We start from the raw sequence: 23,660 nt of genomic DNA, 5'->3' as shown, positions 1-23,660 counted from the left end.
TCTTCGCGTGGAGGGTCCTCAGACGGCGGGGCCGCCGCGGCCCGCGAGGGCGTCGAGGTCGGCGCGGGTCAGCCCGGTGGCGGTGGCGACCTCCGCGAAGTCCACGGCGCCGCAGTCGAGTCCGCGCAGCAGGTAGCCGCTCAGGGCCCGGGCGGTGGCGGGTTCGTCCATGACGTCGCCGCCGGCCTTGGCGACGTACGCCGCGAGCCGGTCCGCCGCCGCGTCCAGGCCTTCGCGGTAGAAGGCGTAGACCGCGGCGTACCGTGTCGGCAGATGCGCGGGGTGCATGTCCCAGCCCTGGTAGTACGCGCGGGCCAGCGAACGGCGGACCAGGCCGTAGTGGAGCCGCCAGGCCTCGTGGACCTGGGGGCCCGGGCCGACGGGCAGCACATTGGTGGAGCCGTCGGAGAGCCGCACGCCCGTGCCGGCGGCCGCCACCTGCATGACGGCCTTGGCGTGGTCCGCGACCGGGTGGTCCATGGACTGGTACGCCGCGCTGACCCCGCACGCGGCGCTGTAGTCGAAGGTCCCGTAGTGCAGCCCCGTGACGCGGCCTTCGGCGGCGTCGATCAGCCGGGCGACCGTGGCCGTGCCGTCGGGCCCGAGGATGGACTGCGTGGTCTCGATCTGGATCTCGAACCCGAGGCGTCCGGCCGGGAGTCCCCGTGCCGTCTCGAACTCCTCGGCGAGCCGCACCATCGCCGTCACCTGCTGGGGGAAGGTGACCTTGGGCAGGGTCAGCACCAGGCCGCCCGGCAGCCCGCCGGAATCCATCAGGCCGGTGAGGAAGATGTCCAGGGTGCGGATGCCGCGGTCTCGCACGGCGGCCTCCATGCACTTCATGCGGATGCCGACGTACGGGGGCGCGGTCCCGTCCGCGACGGCGGCGGCCACGAGCCGCGCGGCGCGGGCGGCCGCCGCGTCCTCCTCGGCGTCGGGCCGCGGCCCGTAGCCGTCCTCGAAGTCGATCCGCAGGTCCTCGACCGGTTCGCGGCGCAGCTTGGCCCGTACGCGGTCGTGGACGGGCGCGGCGAGGGCGGGCGCCAGGCCCAGCACGCCGGCGAGCCGCACCGCGTCGGGGGCGTGCTCGTCCAGGGCGGCGAGGGCACGGTCGCCCCAGGTGCGCACGGTGTCGGCGGCGAAGGCGTCGGCAGGGACGTAGACGGTGTGCACGGGCTGCCGGGTGCCCGGGTCCCCGGGGTAGCGGCGGGCGAGTTCGGCGTCGACGGCGGCGAGCGAGGCGCCGATGTCCTGCCGGACCGTGTCGCCGAGCGATGTGCGGACCGTCTCGTTCTGCGCCATCGGGCACCCTCCCGGTCTTCAACAAATCGTTGAAGTGAAGCTAACGCCCCCTCCGTCGCACCGTCAACGACCCGCGGGGACGCCGGGAAGCGCCGGAGCCCCGTGGTGCCGTCAGGGGGCGTCACGGGGCTCCGGTGCGTGCTGCCGGCCGGTTGGTGTGCCGGGGTCAGCCCTTGCGGGCGGTGACCTCCTCGGTCAGCTGCGGTACGACCTGGAACAGGTCACCGACCACGCCGTAGTCGACCAGCTCGAAGATCGGCGCCTCCGGGTCCTTGTTCACCGCCACGATCGTCTTCGAGGTCTGCATACCCGCCCGGTGCTGGATCGCACCCGAGATACCCGCCGCGATGTACAACTGCGGCGACACCGACTTACCCGTCTGACCCACCTGATTGGTGTGCGGATACCAACCCGCGTCCACCGCCGCACGCGACGCACCCACCGCCGCACCCAGCGAGTCCGCCAGCGCCTCGATCACCACGAAGTTCTCCGCACCATTGACACCCCGACCACCGGACACCACGATCGCCGCCTCGGTCAGATCCGGACGCCCCGTCGCCTCCCGCGGCGTACGCGCCACCACCTTCGTACCCGTGGCCAGCGCACCGAAGACCACCGCCAACTCCTCCACCGCACCCCCGGCCGAAACAGCCTCCACCGGCGCCGAGTTCGGCTTCACCGTGATCACCGGCACGCCGGTCGTGACCCGCGACTTCGTCGTGAACGACGCCGCGAACGCCGACTGCGTAGCCACCGGCCCCTGCTCACCGGCCACCACATCCACCGCGTCGGTGATGATGCCCGACCCCAACCGCAACGCCAGCCGCGCCGCGACCTCCTTGCCCTCACCCGAGGACGGCACCAGCACCGCCACCGGACTCACCACACGCACGGCCGCCTCCAGCGCATCCACCTTCGGCACCACCAGATACTGCCCGAACTCCCCAGCCTCATTGACCAGCACCCGGGTCGCACCATGCTCACCCAGCACACCCGCCGCCGCACCGGCACCCGCACCCAGCGCCACCGCCACCGGCTCACCCAGCCGACGCGCGATCGTCAGCAACTCCAGCGTCGGCTTGCGGACCGCACCATCCACATGATCGACATAAACCAGGACTTCACCCATGGGACTACCTACTCCTGCGCACTCGATGAAAGGGGGCTTCAGATGAACTTCTGGCTCGCGAGGAACTCCGCGAGCTGCTTGCCGCCCTCGCCCTCGTCCTTCACGATCACACCGGCCGTCCGCGGCGGACGCGCCACCGCCTCATCCACCGTCGACCACGCACCCGCCAGACCCACCTGCCCCTCCTCGACACCCAGGTCGGACAGATCCAGGGACTCCACCGGCTTCTTCTTCGCCGCCATGATCCCCTTGAACGACGGATACCGCGCCTCACCCGACTGATCCGTCACCGACACCAACGCCGGCAACGACGCCTCAAGCTGCTCACTGGCGGTGTCACCATCCCGGCGACCGGACACCACACCACCCTCGACCTTCACCTCCGACAGCAACGTCACCTGCGGCACACCCAACCGCTCCGCCAGCAAAGCCGGCACCACACCCGCCGTCCCATCGGTGGACGCCATCCCCGTCACCACCAGATCGAACCCCGCATGCTCGACCGCCTTCGCCAGCACCAGCGACGTCCCCATCACATCACTGCCATGCAAACCGTCGTCCTCGACATGGACCGCCCTGTCCGCACCCATCGACAACGCCTTGCGCAACGCGTCCTTCGCATCCTCCGGACCCACCGTCACCACGGTCACCTCGGCGTCACCCACCGCCTCCGCGATCTGCAGCGCCTGCTCCACCGCATACTCGTCCAGCTCCGACAGCAGACCATCCACCGCATCCCGATCCGTGGTCAGATCCCCCGCAAAGTGACGATCACCCGTGGCATCAGGCACGTACTTCACTGCGACAACGATCCTCAAGCTCACGCCTGCACTCCTACTGCTGCATGGGTACGTCAACTGCCCTTGTGAAGGCAGCATAGGCGCCTTCGACGACGGCTCCCCGTTGGGACGCACGGCGCTCCGGCAGAAATATTACTCGCCAGTACAGCCGTCGGTCCCCCGGCAGGCAAGGGCGGTGGACTGTGACCTTGCCGACGCGGGTCTGATGGAGGGACTCAGTGGCGCAGCGCGTTGTAGCGCCCGTGGTGGTAGAGCAGCGGGCGGGCCGCTTCGCCGCCGGGGGCGCCCGCCACGGCCTGGGCGACGACGATGCGGTGGTCACCGGCGGGTATGCGGGCCACCACACGGGCGACCAGCCAGGCTTGGACATCCTCCAGGAGCGGTACTCCATACGGGCCGGGTCCCCACGCGGTGGGCGGCGCGAAGCGGTCGGCGCCGCTGCGGGCGAAGGTGGCGGCCACCTCCTCCTGGTGCTCGCCGAGGATGTGGACGCCCACGTGGGTGGCTTCCGCGACGGTGCGCCACGCGGAGCCGGTGGTGCTGATCCCGAAGGACAGCAGGGGCGGCTCGGCGGACACGGAGGTGAGGGAGGTGGCCGTGAAGCCCGCGGGGCGGGTGCCGGCCGCGGTGATGACCGCGACCCCGGCGGCGTGACGGCGGAAGACGGCACGGAAAGCGGTCGAGTCGAAGGCGGTCGAGTCGAAGGCGGCCGGGTCCAAGGCGCCGGTCACGGCGGGCGGCGGGGGCAGGGGGACCGGGGCGGGCGCGGGGATCGAGGTGGGCACCGCGCCCAGGGAGGTCGTGGCCGGCGTGCCGAGGTCGGGAGAGGCGGTCATGGAGTTGTCCTTCGTCGTGCTGTCGAGCCGGAGGGGTGCGGAGTCCTGGGCACTCAACGGCCGTGACAGCGGGCGCTCGCGTGCCGACCGAGGTCGACGTCGAAGCGGGAGTACAGAAGGAGGTCTCGCGACATAACGTCAGACTGACGATCAGACCGGCGCCGCGTCAAGGGCGCCCCGGCGGGTGGGACCGGGGTCATAACACCGCGCGCGGGTCACACCGCCGCGCCGAGCGCCGCGATGACGTCGGCCTTGCGCGGCGCGCCCGACGCGCGCCGCACCACGGTGCCACGGGCGTCGAGGACGAGGACGGTCGGCGTCCTGACGACGCCCAGCCGGCGCACCAGGTCGAGGTGCGCCTCGGCGTCGATCTCCACGTGCCGCACGCCGTCGACCATGCCGGCCACCTCGCCGAGGGTGCGGCGGGTGACCCGGCAGGGCGCGCAGAAGGCGGTGGAGAACTGGAGGAGCGTGGCCCGCTCTCCGAGTTCCGCGCCGATCTCACCCGCCGTCAGCTGTTGTGCCGCGTCCTTGTCCCGCACCCGTACCCTTCCGTCCCTGCGCTTGTGGAGGATGCCGAGGATCCCCGCCGCCACGAGCACGGCGACGCACACCACCAGTCCTGTCACTTCGTCCCTCCCTGCCGTTGCAGCGTTCACACGACCGCCATGATTCCCGGGGGTCCGGACGGCGTCCGTTCCGGAATCATGGCCGGCATGAGCCCTCACGCCATTGATGCCCGTGGACCGCGCTTCGGCGCAAGCCTGACCAGTGTCGTCCTGGCCGCCGTCCTCGTCACCGGAAGTGCCTGGCTGCTGGCCGTCCAGGCGCTGGTGTTCGCGGTGGGCGCCGCCGCGGGTGTCCAGAACTCACCGTACGGCCTGTTGTACCGGGTGGCGGTACGGCCCCGTCTGGGGCCGCCGACCGAGACCGAGGACCCTGCGCCGCCGCGCTTCGCGCAGGCGGTCGGACTGGCGTTCGCGGTCGTCGGGCTCGCCGGCTACGCCACGGGGCTCGCCTGGCTGGGCCTGGCGGCGACGGCCTGCGCGCTCGCGGCGGCCTTCCTCAACGCGGTGTTCGGCTACTGCCTCGGATGCGAGATGTACCTGCTGGTGCGTCGCACGACCGGGTGACGTGACGAGAATCTCGCCACACGGCGGGCACGCGGGATGACACGGCACCCGTTTACGGGGCACGATCAGCCGGCGGCCCAAACCTACGGCCGCGTAACTTCCGCCGGGGGCCACCCCCTACGAAGAAGGGGCCCCACACATGGCCGAGCTCGTCTACCCGCCCGTCATCGGCTTCGCCCGCACCATGTTCAAGGTGCAGGGACTGCGCTTCGACATCGCCGGCACCGAACATGTGCCGCGCAAGGGCGGCGCTTTGCTCGTGAGCAACCACATCGGGTACCTCGACTTCGTGTTCGCGGGGCTGACGGCGCTCCCGGCGAAGCGGCTGGTGCGTTTCATGGCGAAGGAATCGGTTTTCCGGCACAAGGTGTCGGGTCCGCTGATGCGGGCCATGAAGCACATCCCGGTGGACCGCTCCGAGGGCATGCACGCGTACAAGCACGCGCTGACGGCGCTGCGCTCGGGCGAGATCATCGGGGTCTTCCCCGAGGCGACCATCTCCCAGTCCTTCACCCTGAAGTCCTTCAAATCCGGTGCCGCGCGCCTGGCGATGGAGGCGGGCGTACCCCTGCTGCCGGTCGCCCTGTGGGGCACGCAGCGGCTGTGGACCAAGGACCAGCCGCGCCAGCTGGGCCGCAACGGCTTCCCCATCGCCATCCGGGTGGGCGAGCAGATGACGCCCCACGCGGACGAGAAGCCGGGCGCGCTGACCCGGCGGCTGCGGCTGCGCGTCCAGGAGCTGCTGGAGGACGCGCAGCGCGTGTACACCGGGCGCCCGTCGGGCCCGAACGACCACTGGTGGCTGCCCGCGCACCTGGGCGGCAGCGCCCCCACGGCGGAGGACGTCGCCGCCCGGGAGCGCGGCGCGACGGCGGAGTGACCGAGCGCGGGGGTCAGACCGGCTCGTGCACGGTGACCTCCGCGCCGGGGTTGAACCTCCCCAGGTGAGCGGCGAGTTCCTCACCGGCGGCCCGTAGGTCGGCCAACGGCATCGGATCCATCCGCTCCAGGAGGAAGAGCGCGTTGACCGACTCCTCGGTCAGCCGGGTACGGATCCCCTGCCGCCAGTTCCAGCGGCGGCAGGTGACGCCGGTCCCGTCGCGCCAGACGACCTCGCCGGGCTCGGGGTGCTCGACGGCGGGCTCACCGCCGGCCACGGTCTCGAACTTCTCGTCGCCGGTCGCCCGTACGAGGGTCATGCCGCCGTGGATGTGGTCGGTGTCCTCACCACCGACGGGCACGAGGTGGGCGACGCTGATCGCGTTGTAGAGGTCCACCAGCCGGTTGATGCGGGGCAGTCCGCCCTCGGCGAGGGCGCGTTTGGCCAGCGCCTCCGCGGAGTTGCGGGTGCGCGAGGGCTTGGCGCCGAAGGCGGTGTACGCCGCGCGCCAGGCGGCCATGTGGGGGTCCTCGTGCGGGGCGCGGCCGCCGAGGCGCTCGGCGAGGCGGCGGGCCGCGTCGTCGAGGAGGGCCGCGCTCGTGTCGTCGCTCGGCCCGTTGACCAGGCCGCGGGCCTCCACGGCGAGGTGGGCGAACCCGGGGGCCAGAGCGCGCACGGCGGGGTCGACGGTCAGGGTCAGGGGGGTGTGTGAGGTCATCGGTCTTCTTGGTCCGGTAGGTCGGTGGGCAGCAGCCGCCACAGATGCGGCCGGTCGACAGCCTGCCGCAGGGCGGTGAGTACGGCGGGCGGCGGGGTGGCGTGGAGACCGGGGTAGTCGCGTTCGCCGAGTCCGGGGCGGGGCACCCAGGCCAGCCGTTCCTCCCGGAGGGAGAACCGGGCGTCGACACCGGGCTTGTTGCCGCGCGGGTCCTGCCGGGCCCAGCGGTCGTGTCCGGGCAGCTTGAGGGCGATGAGCCCGTGGACGAGGGCGCCGGTGCCGTCGTCGTCGGTGAGCCGCTGGTAGCACAGCCCCGCGGGGATGCCCTCGGCGCGCAGCAGCGCGGTCAGGGCGTGGGCCTTGGCGTGGCAGATGCCGGTGCGCTGCTCCAGGACGTCGGAGGCGCGCCAGGTGACGCGCGGGTCCCCGGAGTCGGCGGAGTGCGGGATGGCGTCGCGGACGAAGGTGTAGGCCGCCTCGGCATAGCCATACGGATCGGAGGCTTCCGCCCGCAGCCGGGCGGCGGTCGCCCGCACCAGCGGGTGGTCGTGGTCGATCACCTCGTCCGCTGCGAGGTAGGCGGTCGCGTCCGCCGTCTGGGGTACCGGCTCCATGTGGCGGATACTAGGAATACGCGCAGCGATTCGGCAAATGGCTTTTCCGTAGGCAGCATACCTATGCAGCACGGGGGTGGCCGTCGTGGCCCGAGCACCCAGACGTCCCGCGAGAGCGGCGATCCTGGTCGTGCTGGCGGTGTTCACCGTGTTCCTGGTGAGCCGGGGCTGCGGCGGCCCCGAGCGGACGCCCGGCGGGCCCTCCCCCTCCTCGACGGGCTCGGCGCCCGGCACCACCGCGGTCGCGCGCTCGCCCTTCACCGGACTGCCCGGACGCACCGGCGGCCCGGTCCTCGCGGTGAAGATCGACAACGTCGGACCCGCCCGCCCGCACACCGGGCTGGACCGGGCCGACCTCGTCTACGTGGAGCAGGTGGAGTCCGGTCTCACCCGTCTGCTCGCCGTCTTCTCCTCCCAACTGCCCGATCGGGTCGGCCCGGTGCGCAGCGCCCGGGAATCGGACCTGGAACTGCTCCGCCAGTTCGGCCGCCCCGCCCTCGCCTTCTCCGGGGCGCAGTCCAGGTTGCTGCCGGTGGTGGCGGCGGCTCCGGTGCACGACGTCTCCCCCGCCCACGCCTCCGGCGCCTACGTACGCGACGGCTCGCGCCCCGCCCCGCACAACCTGTACGCCACCCCGGAACGGCTGCTCGCCGCGGCCCCGGACGCCTCCGCCGCCCGGGACATAGGCTTCCGCTTCGGTGCCGCGCCGCCCGGTGGCACCCCCGAGCGCGACCGCACCGTCCGCTACCCGAACGGCTCGGTGGGCCTGCACTGGTCGGCCGACGGCGACCGCTGGCTGATCTCGTTCGACGGCGACCCGGCCACCACCACCGACGGCGGCAGGCTGGGCGCGCCGACGGTGGTCGTGCAGTACGTCACGGTCCGTTCCTCCGGCTTCCAGGACCGGTGGGGGAACACCTCCCCGTACAGCGAGACCGTGGGCACCGGGCGCGCGGTGGTGCTCCGCGACGGCAAGGCCTACGACGCCCGGTGGTCACGGTCCGATGCGGCCGGGGGCACGCACTTCACCACGCCCGACGGGCAGCCGGTGAACTTCGCCCGCGGCCAGGTCTGGATCGTGCTGGCGCCGCTGCCCGGGTGAGCTCACGCTATGGCGCCGTCCGCCGCGGGGGGATCGGGGGCGCCCGGCGCGGCCAGCGCGGAGGCCAGGTCGTCGTGCACGGTGAAGACCCGGATCGTCCGGGTGAGCCGCAACAGCCGCAGCACGCAGGGACTGTCGCCGACGATGCCGAACCGGCCACCGCGGTCGAGGGTCCGCTTCCGCGCCCGGATGAGCACCGACAGACCACTGCAGTCGATGAAGCTCACCCCGCGCAGGTCCACCACGACGTCGGGCCGCTGCCCGCCGGTGACCGCGTCCAGACGCGCGGCCGCCCGCACGCCGGCGCACAGGTCGAGCTCCCCCGTCAGTTCCACCACGGTCGTGCCGCCGACCGTCCACTGCCGCACCCCGAAGTCATGCTCGTCGTCGAACATGCCCGGCCCCCCGACTGCCGCTTCCTGCTGGGCCCTTGACACGACGTGTGCGCCGCGCGCGGCGAACGCACCGCGCACACGGTCGCGTGTACGGAATACCCCCTGCCGTACCGGGAGTCAACACATCGGACTAAACAGACAGGACGACCAGGTCCCGGGAGGTCTGGTTGAGCCGTTCCCCGCCCTCGGGCGTGCAGACGGCGATGTCCTCGATGCGGGCACCGAAACGGTCCGGGAGGTAGATCCCGGGTTCGACGGAGAAGGCCATGCCCGGCTCCAGCGGACGGGAGCTGCCCGCGACGATGTACGGCTCCTCGTGCGTCTCCAGACCGATGCCGTGCCCGGTGCGGTGGATGAAGTGCTCGCCGTAGCCGGCCGCCGCGATGATGTCCCGCCCGATCGCGTCGAGTTCCTCCGCGGTGATGCCGGGGCGGACGGCCTCGGTCTGGGCGTGCTGCGCGCGCCGCAGCACCTCGTACATCTCGCGGAACTCGGCGGGCGGTTCACCGACCGCGTAGGTGCGCGTGGAGTCGGAGCAGTAGCCCTCCTGCGTGGTGCCGCCGATGTCGACGACGACCGGGTCGCCGGCCCGGATCACCCGGTCGGAGACCTCGTGGTGGGGGCTGGCGCCGTTCGGGCCCGAGGCGACGATGACGAAGTCGACGGTGGTGTGCCCCGCCTCGATGACGGCGTCGGCGACGTCCCGGGCGACCTCGCGCTCGGTGCGCCCGGCCCTGAGCCACTCCCCGATGCGGCGGTGCACCCGGTCGATGGCGCCGGCGGCCCGGCGCAGCGCCTCGGTCTCCGCCGGCGACTTGCGCATCCGCAGTTCGCGCAGCACGTCGCCGGCCAGGCTCTGCTCGGCGCCGGGGAGGGCCGCGCGGAAGGCGAGCACCTTCTCGGCCCACATGTGGTTGTCGACGGCCACCCGCGCGGTCCCCCGCGGCAGCCGGCCGGCGACCAGGGCGTACGGGTCCTCGGTCTCGCCCCAGCCGACGACCTCGACGCCGAGCGCGCCCAGCGGGGAGGCCTCGGCGCCGGGCTTCTCCAGGTGGGGCACGACGAGGAAGGGGTCGCCGAGCACCGGCAGCGCCAGGCACACCAGGCGCTCGGTGAGGTGGGCGTGGTAGCCGGTGAGGTAGCGCAGATCGGGTCCCGGTGAGACGAGCAGCGCGTCGAGTCCCGCGTCGGCGGCGGCCTTGCGGGCGAGTTCGAGTCGCTCCGGGGGGTACAGGGATGCGGCAGAGTCGGTCACGACTCTTACCGTAGACGCCCCTGGCACCCACCGCAGTCCCTTGCGTCGGCGCAGGTCGTAGGCTGGGGCCGATGGACCACCAGACCACCCCCGGGGCGCTCCGCGCGCTCGCCGCCCGGCTGCGCGCCCTTCCGCCGTCCTGCGGGCCGGTGCGGCTCGTTGCCGTGGACGGCCACGCCGGATCCGGCAAGACGACCTTCGCCGCCGCGCTGGCGTCCGCACTGGACGGTGCTCCCGTCGTCCACCTCGACGATCTGGCCACGCACGAGGAGTTGTTCGAGTGGACCGGGCGGCTGCGCGAGCAGGTGCTGGAGCCGCTGCGCCGCGGTGACACCGCCCGGCCCTCGAAGTACGACTGGGTGGCCCGGCGGTTCGCGACGACCCTGGAGGTGCCGCCGGCCCCCGTGGTCCTGCTGGAGGGTGTGGGGGTGGGCCGCCGCGCGCTGCGTCCCCGGCTGGCGAGCCTGCTCTGGCTGGAGGTCTCCCGGGACACGGCACGGGAGCGCGGCGAGCTCCGCGACGGCCCCGCCCTGTCCGGGTTCTGGGCCGGCTGGATGCGGGCGCAGGACGCGCACTTCGCCGCCGACCCCTCCCGGCCGTTCGCGGACCTGCTGGTCCACCAGCGTCCGGAGGGCTACGAGGTACGGGAACAGCACGCGGAGAGCCCGCTCGCCGACACCCTCCGTCACTGACCGTGACCGCGTGCAGCCGGTGCGCCGCACCCGCCCTGCGACCGCCGGAGCGACGCCCCAAGGTGGCTTGACCCGGGAGCCGTACAGGACTTACGTTCTCAATGCGCGGTCATCGTCGACCGCACCTCGTACGCGAAGCCCCCGGTTGTTCCCCCGTGACCGGGGGCTTCGTTCTGCCTACAGCCGGTGATCCGGCCCCGTACGGCGGCGGATCGCTCACCCACCGTCACCACCCGCGTCGCTCTACGGCCCGCCAGGCTCGCACGGGTACCATGCCAACGGGTGCGCCGCCCCGCGAAGGCGGTGCTCACCTGGCACCAACTCCCGCTTCGCGTAACCTGGTTGGAGCGGCGTACGGCGGGCGGCACCGGGGGGAACGGGCTGGTGGGGACCTGATGGACTTCGGCACAGAGCATTCCGGCGCCCCCTCCGACCTCGCCTGGGTGCGGGCTGTCGACGCCTACACCATGGGCGCCTACACCCAGGCCGAGGAGGAGTTCCGCGTCGCGGTCCGCCTCGACCCCGGCATGGCGGACGCCTGGCTCGGGCTGCACGCGCTGCGGGCGGACACCTCCACCGCGCTGCTGCAGATGTACCGGCACCGCGACCGTTTCGGCGAGCAGCGCAGCGCGCACCGCCGCTCCATGAACTCCTGGTACTGGCTGGGCTGGTGGGTGCAGCCGGTGCTGGAGACCCGCCGCGACCTGCTGCTCGCGCACGCCTCCCACTGGCTCGACGGCCGCCACATCGCGGAGCTGGACCGGGCCCTGGCCGAGTGCCCGCCGATCGACACCGATCCGCACGTCCGTTTCCTGCACGCCTGCCGGGCCTACCTGGTCAAGGACTGGGACCAGCTGGTGCGCCACACCGAACCGCTCCTCGGCGACCAGGTGCTGGGCATCGAGGCCGGCCTGTTCGGCGGCATGGCCCGGGTCCGGCTGGAGCTGTACGGGCAGGCCGAACCGCTGCTGGCGACGGCCCTGATGCGCTGCCGCAGCGAACAGCCGCAGCGCAAGGAACTCCGCTACTGGCTGGCCCGCGCGTACGAGGGCACGGGCCGCACCGCGGCCGCGCTCCCCCTGTACCGGGCGGTGCACCGGGTCGACCCGGCGTTCATGGACACCGCGGCCCGGCTCGCCGCGATCGACGAGTCCGACGGCCTCACCGACGGGACGGCCGACCTGGCCCCGGTCACCCTGCAGGGCTACGGCCAGACCGGGCCCGACGCGCTGCCGCCCGACCCCGATCCGCTCGACGCCCGGGCCGGGGCGGCCGCCATGCCCGGTGGCCTCGGGGCGGGCTCGGTGCTGGACGACCCGCTGGGCGCGGTCGGCCCGATCGACGACGACATCCGGGAGAAGGCGATCCTGCCCGTCTCCCCCGTCCCGCCGCAGGTCCCGGTCACGGCCCCGGACCCGGTGCTGCTCTCCCAGGCCCTGGCCGAACTCGACCGCATGGTGGGCCTGGAGCCGGTCAAGCGCCAAGTGCGGGCGCTGTCGGCGCAGTTGCGGATGGCGCGGCTGCGGGCGGGACAGGGCCTGCCGGTGCAGCCGCCCAAGCGGCACTTCGTCTTCTCGGGCCCGTCCGGCACCGGCAAGACCACGGTGGCGCGCATCCTCGGCCGGGTGTTCTACGCCCTCGGTCTGCTGGGCGGCGACCATCTGGTCGAGGCGCAGCGCGCGGACCTCGTGGGCGAGTTCCTGGGTCAGACGGCCGTCAAGGCCAACGAGCTGATCGACTCCGCGCTCGGCGGGGTGCTGTTCGTCGACGAGGCGTACGCGCTGTCCAACTCCGGCTACAGCAAGGGCGACGCCTACGGCGACGAGGCGCTGCAGGTCCTGCTGAAGCGCGCGGAGGACAACCGGGACCGCCTGGTCGTGATCCTCGCCGGCTACCCCGAGGGCATGGACCGCCTGCTCGCGGCCAACCCCGGCCTCGGCTCGCGCTTCACCACCCGGGTCGACTTCCCCAGCTACCGGCCGCACGAGCTGACCAGCATCGGCGAGGTCCTCGCCGCCGACAACGGGGACCGCTGGGACGGCGAGGCCCTGGAGGAGCTGCTCGCCATCAGCGGCCACGTCGTCGAGCAGGGCTGGATCGACGAACTGGGCAACGGCCGCTTCCTGCGCACCCTGTACGAGAAGAGCTGCGCCTACCGCGACCTGCGGCTGTCCGGCTACGCGGGACAGCCGTCCCGGGACGACCTGTCCACGCTGCGGCTGCCCGACCTCATGCAGGCCTACGGCGAGGTGCTGTCGGGCCGCGGCCCCGGGCTGACGCCGCCCGAGCCGCTGGAGTGAACGACACGGGAGGGGCCCGGGCGCATACGCCCGGGCCCCTCCCGCGTGGGTCCCCGTGTCAGCTCGCCATCACACGTGAGGGCCGGGCGACCTCGCCGGGCTCCGGGGCGGCCGCGGTGCCGGCGGTCTGCACAGGCTCCGGGACCTCCCGGTGTGCCGGGTCGCGGACCTCGCCGACCAGCATCTCCAGCACGTCCTCCAGGGCGACCAGACCCAGCACACGCCCGCTGGAGTCCGCGACCGACGCCAGGTGGGACGCGGCCCGCCGCATCTGGGTGAGCGCGTCGTCCAGCGGCAGCTCCGCGCGGAGGGTGGCCATCGGCCGCCACAGCCGCGCCGGGACGGGCCGGCCGGTGTCCTCCAGGTCGAGGACGTCCTTCACGTGGAGGTAGCCGAGGTAGGCGCCCTCCGGTCCGGCCACCGGGAAGCGCGAGTAGCCGGTGCGGACGGTCAGCTCCTCGACCTCGGCGGGGGTGACGGACGCGTCGACCGTCACCAGCTCCTCCGGGGACAGCAGGACGTCCGTGACCGGGCGGGTGCCCAGCTCCAGCGCGTCCTCCAGGCGTTCCTGGGCGTCGTCGTCGAGGAGTCCGGCCTGCCGGGCGTCCTCGACGAGCACGGTCAGCTCCTCGCTGGTGAAGACCGCGTCGATCTCGTCCTTGGGCTCGACCCGGAACAGCCGCAGCACGAGCTTGGCGCACCAGCCGAGCACCGCGATGACCGGCCGGAACAGCCGGGCGAAGCCGACGAGTCCGGGGCTGAGCCACAGCGCGGTCTTCTCGGGCGCGGCCATCGCCAGGTTCTTGGGGACCATCTCGCCGATGACGAGGTGGAGGAAGACCACGACGGCGAGCGCGATGACGTAGCCGAGCGGGTGGATCAGCCCCTCGGGCAGGTGGATCGCCTCGAAGAGCGGCTCCAGCATGTGGGCCACGGTCGGCTCGGCGACCGCACCCAGCGTCAGGGAGCAGACCGTGATGCCGAACTGGGCCGCCGCCATCATCTGCGGCAGGTTCTCCAGCCCGTGCAGGACCGTACGGGCCCGCCGCTGGGTGCCGGCGAGCGGCTCGATCTGGCTGCGCCGTACGGAGACCAGGGCGAACTCGGCGCCGACGAAGAAGCCGTTGCCCAGCACCAGCAGGCCGGCGAAGAACAGCTGCAGGAAGCTCATCGCCCGCCCTCCTGCCCGTCCTCGGGCTCCTCGAACCCGACGCGTACCAGGCGGACCCTCTCGGCACGGTGGTGCGCGACCTCGCGCACCCGCAGCTCCCAGCCGGGCAGCAGCGCGGTGTCCCCCGGCTCGGGAATGCGTTCGAGGAGGTCGGCGACGAGGCCGGCCACCGTCTCGTACGGCCCCTCGGGGGCCTCGAGCCCTATGCGCTCCAGCAGGTCGACCCGGCAGCCGCCGTCGGCGTCCCAGGCGGGGTTGCCGTTCTCCGCGGGGGCGGCCGCCAGCTCGGGCAGGTCGGCGCCGTCGTGCTCGTCGCGCACCTCGCCGACGAGTTCCTCGACGATGTCCTCCAGGGTGACGACGCCGGCGGTGCCGCCGTACTCGTCGACGACCACGGCGATCGGCTGCTCGCGGCGCAGCTGCTCCAGGAGCGGCTGCACCGGCAGCGTCTCCGGGACGAGCAGCGGGGCGACCGTGACCCGGCCGACCGGTGTGCGGTCGCGCAGGTGGGCCGGGACCGCGAGCGCGTCCTTCAGGCTCGCCATGCCGACGATGTCGTCCAGCCGCTCCCGGTAGACCGGGAAGCGGGACAGCCCGGTGGCCCGGGTCAGGTTGAGGACGTCGGCGGCGGTGGCGGTGTCCTGCAGGGCGCTGACCCGCACGCGCGGGGTCATCACGTTCTCCGCCGTGAGGTCGCCGAGGGAGATGGTGCGGACGAAGAGGTCCGCGGTGTCCTGTTCGAGGGCCCCGGCACGGGCGGAGTGGCGGGCCAGCGAGACCAGCTCGGTGGGGGTGCGCGCGGAGGCCAGCTCCTCGGCGGGCTCCACGCCCAGCGCCCGCACCAGGCGGTTCGCGGCGGCGTTGAGGGCCTCGATGACCGGGCGGAACAGGGCGGAGAAGGCCCGCTGCGGCCCGGCCACGAAACGGGCCACCTCCAGCGGACGGGACACCGCCCAGTTCTTCGGGACGAGCTCGCCGATGACCATCTGGACGGCCGAGGCGAGGATCATGCCGATCACGACAGCGACGGCGGGCGCCGCGCCCTCGGGCACGCCCACCGAGGTGAGCGGTCCGGCGAACAGGTCGGCGAGGGCGGGCTCGGCCAGCATGCCGACCACCAGTGAGGTGATCGTGATGCCGAGCTGGGTGCCCGAGAGCTGGAAGGACAGCTTGCGCAGCGCCTCCACGACACTGCGGGCCCTGCGGTCACCCTCGGCGGCGGCGCGTTCGGCGGCCGGCCGTTCGACGGTCACCAGGCCGAATTCGGCGGCGACGAAGAAGCCGTTCGCGAGGATCAGGAGGAAGGCTGCCGCGAGCAGCAGCAACGGGGCGCTCATGCCGCCGCTCCGGTATGTCGGGGGGGAGAGGCGGCGCGGGTACTACCGGACGATCCGTCCATCGTGGATTGGGTGTCACTCCTCGGGTCGTTGCGAAGGTTCCAGAGTAATGAAGAAGCGGGCCGGGGCGGCAGGTCTAGTGCGCCGTCGGCTTGCCGGTACCGTACGCCTCCGCGAGGGCCCGCAGGGCGCGCGCGTCGCGCAACGCGCGGGCGCGTCCGATCCCGGGCTGGATCCCCATGGCGGCCAGGCTGGTCCCGTCGGCCAGGTCGAGGTACACCCACGGATCGCCGGGGCGCAGGTTCACCCGGAGGACCTGCGCCCATTCCAGCCGGCGCCGGGTCGTCAGGTTGACGAGGGTCACACCGTCGCGGTCGGCGGCCACCTTGGGCCGGCTGAGCAGCACGAGCACCCCGGCGATCAGCAGCCCGGTGAGCACGAGCCAGATCCGGTCCGAGGCGTGCCAGGGCCGTGCGCCGTCCGCGGGGAGCAGCACGGCGATGACGACGAAGGCCGCGAGCAGCCCGGCAGCCAGGCCCAGCAGCACCGCGCGGGTGCGGGCGGGCCGGAAGGTGACGGGCAGTTCGGGGAGTTCCACGGGCATGGCGTGCGGGGTGGACGAGGTCACAGACGGCACGCGTGGATCCCGGTGGTGAGGATGGCCCGCGCGCCGAGGTCGTACAGCTCGTCCATGATCCGCTGGGCCTCGCGGCTGGGGACCATGGCGCGCACGGCGACCCAGCCCTCGTGGTGCAGCGGGGAGACGGTCGGCGACTCCAGGCCGGGCGTGAGGGCGATGGCCCGCTCGACGTGCTCGACGCGGATGTCGTAGTCCATCATCACGTAGCGGCGGGCCACCAGGACGCCTTGGAGGCGGCGCAGGAACTGCTGCACCTTCGGCTCGGCCGACGCGTCCTCGCCGCCGGCGCCGGCCCGGCGGATGACGACCGCCTCGGAGTCGAGGATCGGCTCCCCGATGACCTCCAGGCCGGCGTTGCGCAGGGAGGTGCCCGTCTCGACGACGTCGGCGATGACGTCCGCCACACCGAGGTGGATGGAGGTCTCGACGGCGCCGTCGAGGCGGACCACCGAGGCCTCCACCGAGTGGTCGGCGAGGTGCTTCCTGACGATCTCCGGGTAGGACGTGGCGACCGTCTTCCCGCCGAACTCCTTCACGTCGCTCACGCCACCGGGTGTGGTGGCGTAGCGGAAGGTGGAGTGGGCGAAGCCGAGCTGCAGGATCTCCTCGGCGTTGGCACCCGAGTCCAGCAGCAGGTCGCGGCCGGTGATGCCGATGTCGAGGCGGCCCGAGCCGACGTAGATGGCGATGTCGCGCGGGCGCAGGTAGAAGAACTCGACGTCGTTCTCGCCGTCGACGAGGACGAGTTCCTTGGAGTCCTTGCGCTGGCGGTAGCCGGCCTCATGCAGCATCGCCGACGCAGGTCCGGACAGTGAACCCTTGTTGGGGACGGCGATGCGCAGCATGACAGCGTTCCTTTGCAGCTCGGATGTGGGTGGGAAAGGGCGCGTGGGGCGGGTCCGGCCCGGGGTGATCCGCTCAGAGATGAGCGTAGACGTCGTCGAGGCCGATGCCCCGGGCGACCATCATCACCTGCAGGTGGTACAGCAGCTGGGAGATCTCCTCCGCGGTGCGGTCGGCGCCTTCGTACTCGGCTGCCATCCACACCTCGGCGGCCTCCTCGACCACCTTCTTGCCGATCGCATGCACTCCCTTGCCGACCAGTTCGGCGGTGCGGGAGCTGCTGGGGTCGCCGGTGGCGGCCTTGTGCTGGAGCTCGGCGAAGAGCTCCTCGAATGTCTTCTTGGCCATGGTGGTCCCCACCCTACGCGGAAGTCCCCTTACCTCACCGCCACGGCTCGGATACTGAACGCAGGACGGTCGCGGTGGCGATCGCGGCGGTGACAGCCTCGTGCCCCTTGTCCTCGTTCGAGCCGGGCAGTCCGGCCCGGTCCAGGGCCTGCTCCTCGGTGTCGCAGGTGAGCACGCCGAAGCCGATCGGCACGCCGGTGTCGACCGAGACCTGGGTCAGGCCCTGGGCGACGCCCTGGCAGACGTACTCGAAGTGCGGCGTACCGCCGCGGATGACGACGCCGAGGGCGACGACCGCGTCGTAGCCCCGGCTCGCCAGCACCTTGGCGGCGACCGGCAGTTCGAAGCTGCCGGGAACGCGCAGCAGGGTGGGCTCGTCGATGCCCAGGTCGCTCAGGGCGCGCAGGGCGCCGTCGACCAGCCCGTCCATCACCTGCTCGTGCCACTGCGCCGCGATCACGGCCACGCGCAGGTCACCGCAGTTCTTCACGGTCAGCTCGGGGGCGCCCTTACCGCTCACGTCCGTCTTCTCCTTGCTCGTTCTTGCTCTGGTCGTTCGGGTCGTACAGGTCGTACAGGTTGTCGTGGTGCTGCTTGAGGGGCCTACTGGTTGCGGCAGGCACCGGTGGGGGCCGGGTCCAGCCAGGGCAGGTCGTGGCCCATGCGGTCCCGCTTGGTGCGCAGGTACCGCAGGTTGTGCTCGCCGGCCGCGATCGGCATGGCGACGCGCTCGGCGACCTTCAGGCCGTGCCGCTCGAGGGCCTCGGTCTTGTCGGGGTTGTTGGTCATCAGGCGCAGGGAGTGCACGCCGAGGTCGGACAGCATCTGGGCGGCGGCGCCGTAGTCGCGGGCGTCGGCGGGCAGTCCGAGTTCCAGGTTGGCGTCGAGCGTGTCCCGGCCGCGCTCCTGGAGTTCGTACGCGCGCAGCTTGGACATCAGGCCGATGCCCCGGCCCTCGTGGCCGCGGAGGTAGACCACGACGCCCCGGCCCTCGGCTGCCACCCGTTCGAGTGAGGCCTGGAGCTGCGGTCCGCAGTCGCAGCGCAGCGAGTGGAAGACGTCGCCGGTGAGGCACTCGGAGTGGACGCGGACGAGGACGTCCTCGCCGTCGCCGATCTCGCCGGCCGCGAGGGCGATGTGCTCGACGCCGTCGACGGTGCTGCGGTAGCCGTACGCGCGGAAGTCGCCGAAGGCGGTGGGCAGCCGGGTCTCGGCCTCGCGGCGCACGGTCGGCTCCGAGCTCCGGCGGTAGGTGACCAGGTCCTCGATGGAGATGATGGCCAGGCCGTGCTTGCGGGCGAAGTGGACCAGCTCGGGGAGGCGGGCCATCGTGCCGTCCTCGTTGGCGATCTCCACAATGGCGGCGGCCGGGCGCAGTCCGGCGAGCCGGGCCAGGTCGACGCCCGCCTCGGTGTGGCCGTTGCGGGTGAGGACGCCGCCGGACTTTGCGCGCAGCGGGAAGACGTGGCCGGGCCGGACGAAGTCACCGGGGACGGAGTCGCCGGAGGCCAGCAGCCGGATGGTGGTCGCCCGGTCGGCGGCGGAGATGCCGGTGGTGACCCCGTGGACGGCGCTCGCGTCGACGGAGACGGTGAACGCGGTCTGCATGGACTCGGTGTTGGAGTCCACCATCTGCGGCAGGTCGACCCGGTCCAGGTCGTGCTCCTCCATGGGCACGCAGATCAGACCACGGCACTCGGTCATCATGAAGGCGACGATCTCCGGCGTGGCCTTCTCCGCCGCGATGATGAGGTCGCCCTCGTTCTCGCGGTTCTCGTCGTCCACGACGACGACGGGCCGGCCGGCCGCTATGTCGGCGATCGCACGCTCGACGGGGTCGAGGACGATCGGGGCGTCCTCCGCCACGTAGAGGGTGTGCAGTGCGGTGGTCATGCGGCCGCTCCTTCCAGGACGGGCCCGCCGTGCCGCGGGACCCGGGTCTGCTGCCACCAGGCGTACATGCCGGCGATCACGAGAACGAAGTAGATGACGTACACGAGCGCGGAGAACTTCAGGTCGCTGTTCCAGGCGAGGGGGACGCCGACCGCGTCGACGGCGAGCCAGGCGAACCAGAACTCGACCCAGCCCCTGGCCATGGCCACCATCGCGGCGACGGTGCCGACGAAGATGTAGGCGTCCGGCCAGGGGTTCCAGGACAGCGACGGGTAGAGCGTGAAGATGCCGACGACCGCGAACAGTCCGGCCGCCGTGCCGGCGACCAGCGCGCCCCGCTCACGCCAGGTGGCGAAGCGGACCCGGATCTCGCCGCCGTCCCGGACGCCGCGGCGCCACTGGAACCAGCCCCACACTGCGACGCCGATGACGAGCAGCTGCTTGCCGACGCCGCCGGTGAGCTGCGCCGACCAGTACGCGGCGACGAGCACCGCACCGGACAGCAGCTGGACCGGCCAGGCCCACACCGAGCGGCGCCATCCCAGGGCGAGACCGGCCAGGCCGAGGCCGTTGCCGACCACGTCGGTCCACTTGAAGTGCTCACCGAAGGCGGAGAAGGCGACACTGTTCAGGGTGTCGAGGGCACTCATTCCGCCGGAGCCCCCTTCGGTGCCCCGGCCCGCTCCCCGTACAGCCGCTCGACGTACTTGGCGATCACGTCGACCTCGAGGTTCACCGGGTCGCCGGGCTGCTTGAAGCCGAGCGTGGTGAGGTCGAGGGTGGTCGGGATCAGGCTGACGGAGAAGAAGTCGGGGCCGGCCTCGACGACGGTCAGGCTGATGCCGTCGACGGTGATCGAGCCCTTCTCGACCACGTAGCGGGACAGCTCCGCCGGCAGCGAGATCCTCACGATCTCCCAGTGCTCGGCGGGGGTCCGCGAGATGACCGCGCCGGTGCCGTCCACATGGCCCTGGACGAGGTGACCGCCGAGGCGGCCGCCCAGCTCCATCGGGCGCTCCAGGTTGACCCGGCTGCCGGGGTTCAGCGCGCCGAGGCTGGAGCGCTTGAGGGTCTCGGCCATCACGTCGGCGGTGAACTCGCCGTCCGCGGTGTCGACGACGGTGAGGCACACCCCGTTGACCGCGATCGAGTCGCCGTGCTTGGCGCCCTCGGTGACGACCGGCCCGCGCAGACGGAAGCGGGAGGCGTCGCCCAGGTCCTCGACGGCGACGACGTCGCCCAGCTCTTCGACGATTCCGGTGAACACGTCAGTTCTCCTCGGTGCGGCTCGGGTAGGCAGTAATACGCAGGTCGGGGCCGATGCGTTCGATCTCGGCGACGTCGAGCCGCAACGCGTGCGCGATGGTGGTGATTCCCGCGTCCCCCAGGGCCGCGGGTCCGGCCCCCAGGAGGGCCGGCGCGAGGTAGCCGACGACCTTGTCGACGGTCCCGGCGGCGACGAAGGCGCCGGCGAGCGTCGGGCCGCCCTCCAGCAGCACGGAACGGACGCCGCGGCCGTACAGCTCGGCGAGCAGCGCGGGCACGGCGACGCCGCTGCCGGTGCGGGGCAGGCGGGCCACGTCGACGCCCGGCAGGTGGGCGGTGTCGGTGTCCTCGGCGACGGCGACCAGGGTCGGGGCGGTGCCGTCCAGCACCCGGGCGCCGGGGGTGATCTTGGCGTTGGTGTCGACGACCACCCGCAGGGGCTGTGTGAAGGTGCCCTCCACTCCGCGCACGGCCAGGTGGGGGTCGTCGGCGCGCAGGGTGCCGGAGCCGACGACGACGGCGTCGGACTCGGCGCGCAGTCGGTGCACGTCGGCGCGGGAGGCCGCGGAGCTGATCCAGCGGCTGGTGCCGTCGGCGGCGGCGATGCGGCCGTCGAGGGTGCTCGCGTACTTCCACAGCACGAAGGGCCGCTGCTCGCGGGAGGCGGTGAGCCACACCTCGTTGCCGCGGGCGGCCTCGGCCGCCATGAGCCCGCTCTCCACGGCGATCCCGGCGGCGGCCAGCGTGGCGCCGCCTCCGGTCGCCGCGGGGGTGGGGTCCGCGACGGCGTACACGACGCGGGAGACGCCGGCCGCGATGAGGGCCTGGGCGCACGGGCCGGTGCGACCGGTGTGGTTGCAGGGTTCGAGGGTGACGACGGCGGTACCGCCGCGGGCCGCGTCGCCGGCCGCGCGCAGGGCGTGGACCTCGGCGTGGGGGCCGCCCGCCTGCTGGTGCCAGCCCTCGCCGGCGATCTCGCCGCCTGCGTCGAGGATCACGGCGCCGACGACGGGGTTGGGGCTCGTGGAGCCCACGCCGCGGGCGGCGAGCTCTATGGCCCGGCGCATCGCGTCGGCTTCACCGGGTGTTGCCACCGGGTCCTCCTGCCTCATCGGGCACGGACTCCGGGGCTGTGCGGAACACAGAGCGGACGTGAGCCTCGGGGACACCGCGGTCGGTCTGGGGCGGCGTCCGCCCGTGTCACCCGTTTCCGGGGGACACGCACCCACGCTGCCGCCGACGGCGGTGTACCGATGCCCGCCCGCCGCGCACTGCCTCCCATCCGGACTTTAACCGTCGGTCCAGGAATTTCACCTGGTCAACCGGCCGCTGGATGCGGACGGGTCGCGGACTGTAACCGCCGGTTCGGAGTTTCACCGACCCCGGAGTGCGCTGAACGTCACTGGTACTGCTCCACCAGTCTGCCACGAAGGTTCCTTGCGGACGCAAGGGATCGCTGTGGATTGGCTCACACGGGATCGGTCCGACCGCTCGGACCCCGCGGCCCGTCGCCATGACTTCCGGCCAACACGGCCCACGGGAGCGCCCGTTGAGGCCGGCGCGCACCGCGTGGGCGGTGCGGGTTCACCCGGGGGACTCCGGTCGTGCGCCGGCGCCGGCGAACGTCCGGCGCCCGATGGGCGGTTGTCCCGAGGCGCCGGACGTCACACCTCGGGTGTGAACAGCGCGTCCTGCGCCGCGTCCATCGCCGAGAGGACCGCGCCGCGCAGCACCGCGCTGCCCGCGACGGTCCCCGCCCGCACCTGGGTCGGCAGCGGGGACATCCGCGCGAGCCGTTCCTCCACCCGGGCGGCCAGGTCCTCGCCCCCGGCCCGGCCCACCTCGCCGCCCAGCACCACGCAGCCGGGGTCGAGCACGGCGGTGACGGCTGCCACCCCGATCACCACCCGGTCCGCCAGCGCGTCGAGGAAGAGCTCGCCCTGCTTGCCGTCCGCCCGGGCCGCGGTCACCACCGCCTCGGCCGCCAGGGCGTCGTCGTCGCCGGACACCGGCATCCCGTGCGAGCGCGCCAGAGCGCACACGGCCGCGCTGCCCGCCAGCGAGTGGAAACCGCCCTCGCACCCGCTGGCCGTCGGCAGTTGGAAGGTCCCCGGCACGGGCAGGAAGCCGATCTCCCCCGTACCGCCCGAGGCACCGCGCCGCAGGATCCCGCCGAGCACCACCGCGGCACCCACCCCGTGACCCAGCCACAGCAGGACGAAGTCCTCGCGGTCGCGCACCGCGCCCAGGCGCCGCTCGGCGACGGCCGCGAGGTTGACCTCGTTCTCCAGCAGCACCGGGAGGGAGAGCCGCCTGCGCAGTTCGGCGACGAGCGCCGAGTGCCAGGCCGGCAGCTGCCCGGTGGCCCGCAGTTCGCCGGTGGCCGGGTCGACCAGGCCGGGCGCGCCGACCGCGACGGTGTGCAGCGCGCCGGCGCCGGCGGTGCGCGCGGTCCGCTCCAGCAGCGCCACCGAGCGCCGCACCGTGCGCTGAGGATCGCCGAACGGGTCCACCGGAAGGACGGCGCTGCCGATGGTGTTCCCCAGCAGGTCGGCCACCTCGAGGGCGACGCTGTGGGTGCGGACGTCGAAGGCGGCCAGTTGCGCCCGGTCGGCGACGATCCCGTACACCCGCGCGTTGGGGCCGCGCCGGTCGGCTCCCGTCTCGCCGACCACCGTGATCAGCCCGGACTCCTGCAGCCGCTCGACCAGATCCGCGACGCTCGGACGGGACAGCCCGGTGAGGGACTTGAGCTGGGCCGCCGTCAACGGGCCCTCGCGCTGCAGCAGTTCCAGAGCCAGCCGGTCGTTGATCGCCCGGGCCGTGCGGGGGGAGGCGGTGCGCCCGGCGTGGGATCGCATGGCGGTCATGGACGGATCCTTCCAGAAGCCGTCGCGCGGGTGCGAGGCGGGCGAGAGGGGGCCCGGTGCGGGACCGCGGCAGGAGGCAGTCTATCTTTCAGGAAGCCTGCCTGATAATTTATGGCCCGAGCACGGCGGGACCAGA

At 72.8% G+C, this 23,660-nt stretch carries 25 protein-coding genes and 1 riboswitch; of the genes, 5 read left to right on the top strand and 20 right to left on the bottom strand.

Going from position 1 to position 23,660, the window contains the following annotated elements; translation table 11 throughout:
- Positions 1–18 precede the first annotated feature (18 nt).
- The 5 genes from OG937_34770 to OG937_34750 all read right to left on the bottom strand — a co-directional run bounded on the left by OG937_34770 (position 19) and on the right by OG937_34750 (position 4,696).
- Complete coding sequence (locus OG937_34770) at positions 19–1,302, bottom strand: aldolase/citrate lyase family protein (GenBank protein ID WUD76488.1); 1,284 nt, start codon at positions 1,300–1,302, stop codon at positions 19–21.
- A gap of 166 nt (positions 1,303–1,468) precedes the next feature.
- Positions 1,469–2,431 carry an electron transfer flavoprotein subunit alpha/FixB family protein gene (locus OG937_34765; protein ID WUD76487.1) on the bottom strand — a complete coding sequence of 321 codons (963 nt, stop codon included), beginning with the start codon at positions 2,429–2,431 and terminating at the stop codon, positions 1,469–1,471.
- Between the two features lie 38 nt (positions 2,432–2,469).
- Complete coding sequence (locus OG937_34760) at positions 2,470–3,255, bottom strand: electron transfer flavoprotein subunit beta/FixA family protein (protein WUD76486.1); 786 nt, start codon at positions 3,253–3,255, stop codon at positions 2,470–2,472.
- Between the two features lie 191 nt (positions 3,256–3,446).
- Entirely contained in the window at positions 3,447–4,067 is a 621-nt protein-coding gene (locus tag OG937_34755) for a flavin reductase family protein (protein ID WUD76485.1), read from the bottom strand.
- A 215-nt stretch (positions 4,068–4,282) separates the two neighbouring features.
- Complete coding sequence (locus OG937_34750; protein ID WUD76484.1) at positions 4,283–4,696, bottom strand: thioredoxin family protein; 414 nt, start codon at positions 4,694–4,696, stop codon at positions 4,283–4,285.
- An 87-nt stretch (positions 4,697–4,783) separates the two neighbouring features.
- Here OG937_34750 and OG937_34745 point away from each other — a divergent pair, with 87 nt between their 5' ends.
- A complete protein-coding gene (locus tag OG937_34745) occupies positions 4,784–5,200 on the top strand; it encodes a DUF4395 domain-containing protein (protein ID WUD76483.1) in 417 nt (138 codons plus the stop codon).
- A gap of 139 nt (positions 5,201–5,339) precedes the next feature.
- The gene (locus tag OG937_34740) at positions 5,340–6,080 is read left to right on the top strand and encodes a 1-acyl-sn-glycerol-3-phosphate acyltransferase (GenBank protein WUD76482.1); all 741 of its coding nucleotides are present in this window, start codon (positions 5,340–5,342) and stop codon (positions 6,078–6,080) included.
- 13 nt (positions 6,081–6,093) lie between these two features.
- Here OG937_34740 and OG937_34735 read toward each other — a convergent pair whose 3' ends face one another.
- Both OG937_34735 and OG937_34730 read right to left on the bottom strand, forming a co-directional pair.
- A complete protein-coding gene (locus tag OG937_34735) occupies positions 6,094–6,798 on the bottom strand; it encodes a phenylalanine--tRNA ligase beta subunit-related protein (GenBank protein WUD76481.1) in 705 nt (234 codons plus the stop codon).
- On the bottom strand, positions 6,795–7,412 hold the full coding sequence (locus OG937_34730) for a transglutaminase-like domain-containing protein (protein ID WUD76480.1): 618 nt from the start codon (positions 7,410–7,412) through the stop codon (positions 6,795–6,797). Before OG937_34730 ends, OG937_34735 begins: the two co-directional genes overlap by 4 nt.
- Positions 7,413–7,497: 85 nt before the next feature.
- On the opposite strand from OG937_34730, the gene OG937_34725 reads away from it, so the two are divergent.
- The gene (locus tag OG937_34725) at positions 7,498–8,514 is read left to right on the top strand and encodes a DUF3048 domain-containing protein (protein WUD76479.1); all 1,017 of its coding nucleotides are present in this window, start codon (positions 7,498–7,500) and stop codon (positions 8,512–8,514) included.
- A 2-nt stretch (positions 8,515–8,516) separates the two neighbouring features.
- Here the strand turns inward: OG937_34725 and OG937_34720 are convergent, their stop codons facing one another.
- Both OG937_34720 and OG937_34715 read right to left on the bottom strand, forming a co-directional pair.
- The gene (locus tag OG937_34720; protein WUD76478.1) at positions 8,517–8,909 is read right to left on the bottom strand and encodes an STAS domain-containing protein; all 393 of its coding nucleotides are present in this window, start codon (positions 8,907–8,909) and stop codon (positions 8,517–8,519) included.
- A 130-nt stretch (positions 8,910–9,039) separates the two neighbouring features.
- Entirely contained in the window at positions 9,040–10,164 is a 1,125-nt protein-coding gene (locus OG937_34715; protein ID WUD76477.1) for a Xaa-Pro peptidase family protein, read from the bottom strand.
- 71 nt (positions 10,165–10,235) lie between these two features.
- Here OG937_34715 and OG937_34710 point away from each other — a divergent pair, with 71 nt between their 5' ends.
- On the top strand, positions 10,236–10,856 hold the full coding sequence (locus OG937_34710; protein ID WUD76476.1) for a hypothetical protein: 621 nt from the start codon (positions 10,236–10,238) through the stop codon (positions 10,854–10,856).
- Positions 10,857–11,251: 395 nt separating this feature from the next.
- Positions 11,252–13,156 carry an AAA family ATPase gene (locus OG937_34705; GenBank protein WUD76475.1) on the top strand — a complete coding sequence of 635 codons (1,905 nt, stop codon included), beginning with the start codon at positions 11,252–11,254 and terminating at the stop codon, positions 13,154–13,156.
- A 58-nt stretch (positions 13,157–13,214) separates the two neighbouring features.
- On the opposite strand, the gene OG937_34700 is transcribed toward OG937_34705, so the two are convergent.
- The 11 genes from OG937_34700 to OG937_34650 all read right to left on the bottom strand — a co-directional run bounded on the left by OG937_34700 (position 13,215) and on the right by OG937_34650 (position 23,524).
- Positions 13,215–14,327, bottom strand: a complete 1,113-nt coding sequence (locus OG937_34700) for a hemolysin family protein (protein WUD76474.1) — start codon at positions 14,325–14,327, stop codon at positions 13,215–13,217.
- Positions 14,324–15,664: a hemolysin family protein gene (locus tag OG937_34695; protein ID WUD76473.1), complete on the bottom strand. Its 1,341-nt coding sequence runs from the start codon at positions 15,662–15,664 to the stop codon at positions 14,324–14,326. The genes OG937_34700 and OG937_34695 overlap by 4 nt, the downstream gene beginning before the upstream one ends.
- Before the next feature lie 136 nt (positions 15,665–15,800).
- Positions 15,801–16,268, bottom strand: a complete 468-nt coding sequence (locus tag OG937_34690; protein WUD78985.1) for a PH domain-containing protein — start codon at positions 16,266–16,268, stop codon at positions 15,801–15,803.
- 20 nt (positions 16,269–16,288) lie between these two features.
- Positions 16,289–17,149 (bottom strand): ATP phosphoribosyltransferase, encoded by an 861-nt coding sequence (hisG, locus tag OG937_34685; GenBank protein ID WUD76472.1) that lies wholly within the window; start codon positions 17,147–17,149, stop codon positions 16,289–16,291.
- Positions 17,150–17,222: 73 nt separating this feature from the next.
- Positions 17,223–17,495: a phosphoribosyl-ATP diphosphatase gene (locus OG937_34680; protein WUD76471.1), complete on the bottom strand. Its 273-nt coding sequence runs from the start codon at positions 17,493–17,495 to the stop codon at positions 17,223–17,225.
- 34 nt (positions 17,496–17,529) lie between these two features.
- Positions 17,530–18,015, bottom strand: coding sequence for a 6,7-dimethyl-8-ribityllumazine synthase (ribH, locus tag OG937_34675; protein WUD76470.1), 486 nt, complete (start codon positions 18,013–18,015; stop codon positions 17,530–17,532).
- Positions 18,016–18,098: 83 nt separating this feature from the next.
- Entirely contained in the window at positions 18,099–19,388 is a 1,290-nt protein-coding gene (locus OG937_34670) for a bifunctional 3,4-dihydroxy-2-butanone-4-phosphate synthase/GTP cyclohydrolase II (protein ID WUD76469.1), read from the bottom strand.
- Positions 19,385–20,038, bottom strand: coding sequence for a nicotinamide mononucleotide transporter family protein (locus OG937_34665; GenBank protein WUD76468.1), 654 nt, complete (start codon positions 20,036–20,038; stop codon positions 19,385–19,387). Before OG937_34665 ends, OG937_34670 begins: the two co-directional genes overlap by 4 nt.
- Positions 20,035–20,655 (bottom strand): riboflavin synthase, encoded by a 621-nt coding sequence (locus OG937_34660; protein ID WUD76467.1) that lies wholly within the window; start codon positions 20,653–20,655, stop codon positions 20,035–20,037. The genes OG937_34665 and OG937_34660 overlap by 4 nt, the downstream gene beginning before the upstream one ends.
- A gap of 1 nt (position 20,656) precedes the next feature.
- Positions 20,657–21,748 (bottom strand): bifunctional diaminohydroxyphosphoribosylaminopyrimidine deaminase/5-amino-6-(5-phosphoribosylamino)uracil reductase RibD, encoded by a 1,092-nt coding sequence (gene ribD / locus OG937_34655; protein WUD76466.1) that lies wholly within the window; start codon positions 21,746–21,748, stop codon positions 20,657–20,659.
- Positions 21,749–21,918: 170 nt separating this feature from the next.
- Positions 21,919–22,049: riboswitch (FMN riboswitch) on the bottom strand.
- A 269-nt stretch (positions 22,050–22,318) separates the two neighbouring features.
- Complete coding sequence (locus OG937_34650) at positions 22,319–23,524, bottom strand: ROK family transcriptional regulator (protein ID WUD76465.1); 1,206 nt, start codon at positions 23,522–23,524, stop codon at positions 22,319–22,321.
- Between the last annotated feature and the right edge of the window lie 136 nt (positions 23,525–23,660).

Origin of the sequence: Streptomyces sp. NBC_00510, from assembly GCA_036013505.1 — a bacterium.
In the GTDB taxonomy this organism is placed as follows: Bacteria; Actinomycetota; Actinomycetes; order Streptomycetales; family Streptomycetaceae; genus Actinacidiphila.
Note: the sequence above shows the minus strand (reverse complement) of the source record. Positions and strands in the feature narration are given on the sequence as shown.

What these genes read in the sequence shown, in the direction of transcription:
- OG937_34705 (WUD76475.1), top strand. Translation starts at nt 11,252, where the DNA reads ATGGACTTCGGCACAGAGCATTCCGGCGCCCCCTCCGACCTCGCCTGG.
- OG937_34765 (WUD76487.1), bottom strand. Translation starts at nt 2,431, where the DNA reads ATGGGTGAAGTCCTGGTTTATGTCGATCATGTGGATGGTGCGGTCCGC.
- OG937_34710 (WUD76476.1), top strand. Translation starts at nt 10,236, where the DNA reads ATGGACCACCAGACCACCCCCGGGGCGCTCCGCGCGCTCGCCGCCCGG.
- OG937_34680 (WUD76471.1), bottom strand. Translation starts at nt 17,495, where the DNA reads ATGGCCAAGAAGACATTCGAGGAGCTCTTCGCCGAGCTCCAGCACAAG.
- OG937_34720 (WUD76478.1), bottom strand. Translation starts at nt 8,909, where the DNA reads ATGTTCGACGACGAGCATGACTTCGGGGTGCGGCAGTGGACGGTCGGC.
- OG937_34700 (WUD76474.1), bottom strand. Translation starts at nt 14,327, where the DNA reads ATGAGCTTCCTGCAGCTGTTCTTCGCCGGCCTGCTGGTGCTGGGCAAC.
- OG937_34650 (WUD76465.1), bottom strand. Translation starts at nt 23,524, where the DNA reads ATGACCGCCATGCGATCCCACGCCGGGCGCACCGCCTCCCCCCGCACG.
- OG937_34670 (WUD76469.1), bottom strand. Translation starts at nt 19,388, where the DNA reads ATGACCACCGCACTGCACACCCTCTACGTGGCGGAGGACGCCCCGATC.
- OG937_34665 (WUD76468.1), bottom strand. Translation starts at nt 20,038, where the DNA reads ATGAGTGCCCTCGACACCCTGAACAGTGTCGCCTTCTCCGCCTTCGGT.
- hisG (WUD76472.1), bottom strand. Translation starts at nt 17,149, where the DNA reads ATGCTGCGCATCGCCGTCCCCAACAAGGGTTCACTGTCCGGACCTGCG.
- OG937_34745 (WUD76483.1), top strand. Translation starts at nt 4,784, where the DNA reads ATGAGCCCTCACGCCATTGATGCCCGTGGACCGCGCTTCGGCGCAAGC.
- OG937_34695 (WUD76473.1), bottom strand. Translation starts at nt 15,664, where the DNA reads ATGAGCGCCCCGTTGCTGCTGCTCGCGGCAGCCTTCCTCCTGATCCTC.
- OG937_34735 (WUD76481.1), bottom strand. Translation starts at nt 6,798, where the DNA reads ATGACCTCACACACCCCCCTGACCCTGACCGTCGACCCCGCCGTGCGC.
- OG937_34690 (WUD78985.1), bottom strand. Translation starts at nt 16,268, where the DNA reads ATGCCCGTGGAACTCCCCGAACTGCCCGTCACCTTCCGGCCCGCCCGC.
- OG937_34740 (WUD76482.1), top strand. Translation starts at nt 5,340, where the DNA reads ATGGCCGAGCTCGTCTACCCGCCCGTCATCGGCTTCGCCCGCACCATG.
- OG937_34730 (WUD76480.1), bottom strand. Translation starts at nt 7,412, where the DNA reads ATGGAGCCGGTACCCCAGACGGCGGACGCGACCGCCTACCTCGCAGCG.
- OG937_34755 (WUD76485.1), bottom strand. Translation starts at nt 4,067, where the DNA reads ATGACCGCCTCTCCCGACCTCGGCACGCCGGCCACGACCTCCCTGGGC.
- OG937_34770 (WUD76488.1), bottom strand. Translation starts at nt 1,302, where the DNA reads ATGGCGCAGAACGAGACGGTCCGCACATCGCTCGGCGACACGGTCCGG.